The sequence below is a fragment of the Protofrankia sp. CiP3 genome (assembly GCF_917627345.1).
In the GTDB taxonomy this organism is placed as follows: domain Bacteria; phylum Actinomycetota; class Actinomycetes; order Frankiales; family Frankiaceae; genus Protofrankia.
Genome location: NZ_CAKJTM010000077.1, coordinates 21909 through 25726, shown reverse-complemented (window position 1 = coordinate 25726; position 3818 = coordinate 21909). Strand labels below are relative to the sequence as shown.

Annotated in this window: 2 protein-coding genes and 1 pseudogene; all 3 read left to right on the top strand. The window is 67.6% G+C overall.

Features of this window, described 5'->3' with window-relative positions; all coding sequences use genetic code 11:
- Positions 1 to 260: 260 nt before the first annotated feature.
- Complete coding sequence (aspS, locus tag MJ797_RS20240) at positions 261 to 2000, top strand: aspartate--tRNA ligase (protein WP_239338392.1); 1740 nt, start codon at positions 261 to 263, stop codon at positions 1998 to 2000.
- A 324-nt stretch (positions 2001 to 2324) separates the two neighbouring features.
- Positions 2325 to 3467 (top strand): glutamate--cysteine ligase, encoded by a 1143-nt coding sequence (locus tag MJ797_RS20235; protein WP_239338389.1) that lies wholly within the window; start codon positions 2325 to 2327, stop codon positions 3465 to 3467.
- A 127-nt stretch (positions 3468 to 3594) separates the two neighbouring features.
- Positions 3595 to 3818, top strand: a pseudogene (locus tag MJ797_RS20230) (amidohydrolase); the annotation flags it as partial.

Here is a 3818-nt window from a genome sequence, read left to right as displayed (position 1 = left end):
AAGCACGGAGATCTGATCACGGTGGACCTGACGACCCCGGCTGGCCGGCAGGTGCTGCGGGTGCCAGCGGACGTGCGCGCCGAGGCTGCCCGTTTCATCCGGGCCCTGCGCCGCCCTCGTTAGGCCGGATCCGGATCGGGTGACGCCGGGCGCGCGGCAATATCCGATCGGTCACCGCGATCCCGGCCGGTAAGGTCGGTCGGGTCAGGCACGTCCCGCGATGTGGGGCGCGGGCCGAGGGAAGCGGGATGGACGGGTCGATGAAGACGGCGATGCGGTCACACCTGTGCGGTGCGCTGCGCACGGAGCACATCGGTGAGACGGTCACGGTGTGCGGCTGGGTGGCTCACCGCCGCCAGCACGGCCAGTCGTTGATGTTCGTCGACCTGCGCGATCATTCTGGCCAGGTGCAGTGCGTGGTGGACGGGTCCGTCGACGCCCGGTCGGAATACGTCCTGCGCGTCACTGGCACGGTGGCCGCCCGGCCCGAGGGGACGGTCAACCCGAACCTCGGTACTGGGGAGGTCGAGCTGCGCGACTGCGCGGTGACGCTGCTTGCCCCGGCGGCACCGCCGCCGTTCCCGATCGACGACCGTGCCGACTCGGTCGACGAGTCGACCCGGCTCGCCTATCGTTATCTCGACCTGCGCCGTGAACGCATGCAGCGCAACCTGCGGACCCGTTCGATGGTACTGGCCGCGCTGCGTTCCGCGCTGGCACCACGCGACTTCGTCGAGGTCGAGACGCCGCTGTTGATGCCGTCCACGCCGGAGGGCGCCCGGGAGTTCGTGGTGCCGTCCCGGCAGACGCCGGGGAGCTTCTACGCGCTGCCGCAGTCCCCGCAGCTGTTCAAGCAGCTGCTGATGGTCGGCGGCACCGACCGGTACTTCCAGTTCGCCCGGTGCCTGCGCGACGAGGACCTGCGGGCCGACAGGCAGTACGAGTTCACCCAGCTTGACCTGGAGATGAGCTTCGTCGACCAGGATGACGTGCTGGAGGTGATCTCAGCCGCGGTGCTGGCCGCGACCGAGGCGGTCACCGGCGCCGCGCAGCCGCCGATCGAGCGGATCACCTGGCACGACGCCATGGACCGGTTCGGGGTGGACAAACCCGATCTGCGTTTTGGCATGGAACTTGTCGAGCTGACCGGGATCTTCACGGCGAGCGGGTTCCAGGCGTTCGCCGGGGCACCCGCAGTGAAGGGCATCCGCGTACCCGGCGGTTCGGCCACGCACAACCGCAAGGCGTTGGACGCCCTGACCGACCGGGCCAAGAAGCTCGGGGCCAAGGGCCTGGTGTGGATGCGGGTCGGTGCGGACGGGACGCTGGAGTCCCCGGTGGCGAAGTTCCTGTCCGCCGTCGAGCTCGCCGGGATCGTGAAGGCGACCGGTGGTGAGACCGGTGATCTTCTCCTGCTGGTCGCGGACGAGTGGGCGACGGTGTGCGAGGTGCTCGGCCAGCTGCGCAACGATCTCGGGCGCCCGGCCGTCGGCGAGGGCGGGTTCCGCTATGTCTGGGTCGTCGACTTCCCGCTGTTCGTGGGGATCGACGCGCAGACCGGACGTCCCAAGCCCGGCCATCATCCGTTCACCCGCCCGCATCCCGATGATGTCGACAAGATCGAAACAGAGCCGCTGGCAGTGCGCAGCCGCGCCTACGACCTGGTCCTCAACGGCTGGGAGCTGGGCTCGGGTTCGATCCGGATCCACGAGCCCGAGCTGCAACAGCGGATCTTTGCCGCGCTCGGGATCTCCGCGGCCGAGGCTGACCGCCGCTTTGGCTTCTTCCTCACGCCGTTCTCCTTCGGCGCGCCGCCCCACGGCGGGTTCGCCGTGGGAATCGACCGGTTGGTGGCGATCCTGGCGGGTGAGGACAACATCCGCGAGGTCATCGCCTTCCCGAAGACCCAGTCCGGTCTTGATCCGATGACGGGTGCGCCCACCGAGATCGAGCCGCGCCAACTGCGTGAGCTGGGCATCCGGGTACTGCCCTCGGCGTAGGCGCGCCGCGCGCAAATTTTCGCGCAAATTATGCGCACGATTCATGGCGAAAGCCTCCGGGCCGTGGTGCTGGGACTTAGGGTTACTCGGTTAGCGCGTCCTGTTCCAGCGTCCCGCGGGTCTCCGGCAGCGCGAGAAGTGTGTACCGAGTTGATCTTTTTGCGTGCCTTGCCGGTAGTCTCGCGCGTTGGGCGTTGCGCGTTGCCCCGCGGGTATGACCGACGCATCCGTCTCAGTCACGGTGCCGGCTGGTGCAGGCCCGGCGGGCGGGGAGCGCGGTTCGGGGACGGGATGCGGCAGCCGGATGCAGCGGGAGGCCAGGGAATGCGGATACCGTTCTCGTCGTCGCCGACGTCCAGTCTCGGCATCGAGTGGGAGTTGCAGCTGGTCGACCGCGACACCCGTCACCTTCGCGGGGCGGCGACCAGCATTCTCGACGAGTACCAGAACAAAATTGGCCGGGATGCCGAGCCACGGGCCAAGTACGAGCTGTTCGAGTCGACCATCGAGGTCGTTACCGGTATCTGTGACACGGTGTCCGAGGCCACCAGCGACCTCCTGGCAACCGTCTGTTTCCTGGAAGATCTGGCCGAATCGCGGGGGCTCGCGCTGACGTGCAGCGGGACCCATCCGCTCACCCACTATGACACGCAGCGGCTCAGTCCCGACCCCCGCTACTTCTCGCTGGTGGACCGTATGCAGTGGGTCGTGCGGCGTTTGCTGGTCTTCGGCGTGCATGTGCACGTCGGGGTCCGTTCACCGGAAAAGGCGATCCCCATCGTGAACGCGCTCGCCGCCTATATCCCGCACTTTCTCGCGCTGTCCGCATCCTCACCGTTCTGGCTGGGCACGGACACGGGACTGGCATCGACGCGTTCGAAGCTGTTCGAGACCCTGCCCACAGCGGGTCTGCCGCAGCTGCTTTCCGACTGGGGGCAGTTCGAGCGGTTCATGGGCACGATGGCGTCGGCTGGCGCGGCCGACAGCATCCGCGAGGTGTGGTGGGATGTCCGTCCCCACCCGAACTTCGGCACGGTGGAGCTGCGTGTCTGTGACGGCTTGCCGACACTGCTGGAGGTCGGGGCGGTCGCCGCTCTGACGCAGTGTCTTGTCGACCGGATGAACTTTCAGCTCGACCGGGGCTACATGTTGCCAACACCACATCGATGGGTTGTCCAGGAGAACAAATGGCGGGCGGCCCGCTATGGCCTTGACGCCGAGATCATGGTGGATGAGCGAGGTACGACGCGCAGCGTCCGCGACGACCTCGTTGACCTGGTGGAGGATCTCCTGCCGGTGGCGCGCCGGCTGGCGTGTCCTAGCGAACTGGCTGACGTACTGCACATTGTGGATGTCGGTTCGAGCAGCGAGCGACAGCGGACGGCGGCGAGGCGGGCTGATGGGGATCTGACCGCCGTGGTGGATACCCTGCTTCAGGAGATGGAGTTTCGTCGGCCCGTGCCGTGAATCCGGGCCGGCGCTGGTGGAGAGGTGGGGCCAGGCCCTTGCTGTACAGGAATATCCCCCCTGATCAGGTCTTTCGGGCGGGCGCACGATATGCGTGTGGGCAGTGGGCGCAGTCCGGGCGGCCGACATGACAACGAGCGCAGCTGACGCGGTCGCCGCCTGGCTGAATCAGCACGAAGGCGAGCTTGTCGCGTTCAGGCGCGACCTTCATGCCCATCCGGAACTGGGTAGACAGGAACATCGGACAACTCGCGCGATCGCGGCTCGTCTGTCGGCTGCCGGGTTGACTCCGCACCTGCTGCCGGCTGGGACAGGCCTGTGGTGTGACATCGGCCCGGTCTGCCGGGACGC